General features: G+C 69.2%; 1 protein-coding gene. It reads left to right on the forward strand.

Features of this window, described 5'->3' with window-relative positions; genetic code table 11:
* Positions 1-242: 242 nt before the first annotated feature.
* Positions 243-1,128 (forward strand): MBL fold metallo-hydrolase (locus J0695_RS38645; RefSeq protein ID WP_307798892.1); only part of this gene is annotated, 886 nt, incomplete at its 3' end.

Here is a 1,128-nt window from a genome sequence, read left to right on the forward strand (position 1 = left end):
GGTGATCGCGGCCTCGGCGGGCTCGCGCTGCCCGGTGGGGAGCTCGGACATGATGCCTCCAGGCGCGACGAGAGCGGATTAACTGAACCGTGAGTCAGTATCTGGAGATCGGCCCGCCCCTGTCAAAGCGGCTGTGTACTGAACCATGGATCAGTTGTCGGCTCCATCGCTTAACCGGGCCGTTCCTCCACTGTCGTACCGGCCGCACATAATGGATGCGACATCGAACACCAGGAGGTCCTGTGCCCGGCTCCCGATCACTGCGCTCCCGCCTCGGCACACTGCGGCCGGACGCCTTCGGCGCGGACCCGGCAGGGGAGCGGATGGCGAGGATCCGCCGCTCGCCGAACTTCGCGGACGGCGTCTTCCAGAACCCGCTCGGCGCGCGCACCAGGCCCACGGGTTCGATGCTGGAGTTCGCGAAGGTGTACTTCCGCAAGGAGGAGCGGGTCCTCAGATCCCCCTCCGGCACCATCCCCGTACACCCCACGACCTTCGCGGACCTCGCCGTGGCACCGGCCTCCGGGCTGCGCCTCACCTGGATGGGGCACTCGAGCGTGCTCGCCGAGATCGACGGGCGCCGGGTGCTCTTCGACCCGGTCTGGGGCGACCGCTGCTCCCCCTTCGCCTTCGCCGGGCCCAGGCGGCTGCACCCGGTCCCGCTGCCGCTCGCCATGGTCGGCCCGGTCGACGTCGTCGTGATCTCTCACGATCACTACGACCACCTCGACCTGCCCACCATCAAGGCCCTCGCCGGTACGGACACGGTCTTCGCCGTCCCGCTCGGTGTCGGCGCGCACCTGGAGCACTGGGGCGTCTTGCCGGACCGGCTGCACGAGCTGGACTGGAACGAGACCACGAAGATCAACGGCATCAGCCTCACCGCGACCCCCGCCCGGCACTTCTGCGGACGCGGACTGCGCAACCAGCAGCACACCCTCTGGGCGTCCTGGGCCGTCGCGGGCCCCGAGCACCGGATCTACCACAGCGGTGACACCGGGTACTTCCCCGGATTCAAGGACATCGGTGCCGGGCACGGCCCGTTCGACGCGACGATGATCCAGATCGGCGCCTACAGCGAGTACTGGCCGGACATCCACATGACCCCGGCCGAGGGCCTGCAGGCCC

The organism is Streptomyces beijiangensis (genome assembly GCF_017315755.1).
GTDB classification, from domain to species: Bacteria; Actinomycetota; Actinomycetes; order Streptomycetales; family Streptomycetaceae; genus Streptomyces; species Streptomyces beijiangensis.